The 242-nt window shown below is 50.0% G+C and carries 1 protein-coding gene; it reads right to left on the bottom strand.

Features of this window, described 5'->3' with window-relative positions; translation table 11 throughout:
- Positions 1–242 (bottom strand): aminotransferase class III-fold pyridoxal phosphate-dependent enzyme (locus B4920_RS27620; protein WP_139379762.1); only part of this gene is annotated, 242 nt, incomplete at both ends.

The raw sequence follows: 242 nt of genomic DNA, 5'->3' as shown, positions 1-242 counted from the left end.
GCTCGGCCAGTTCAAAAGCGATGGGATGGCCCATTTGGAAGGAGGGGGCGTAATCCATTTCTCGAATTTGTTTGCTGACGGCCTCACTTATCTCACGTCGACCATGGCCTGCATTACAACACCATAACCCCGCGGTTGAGTCTAATACCTTGTTGCCATTGATATCGGTGTAATACATGCCTTCAGCTTTGGCGAGTAATCGAGGGCTCGCTTTAAATTGGCGATTGGCGGTAAAAGGCATC

It is taken from the genome of Zoogloea sp. LCSB751 (assembly GCF_002028455.1).
GTDB lineage: Bacteria > Pseudomonadota > Gammaproteobacteria > Burkholderiales > Rhodocyclaceae > Zoogloea.
The sequence above is the reverse complement of the archived record's forward strand: the minus strand, read 5'-3'. Positions and strand labels throughout refer to the sequence as shown.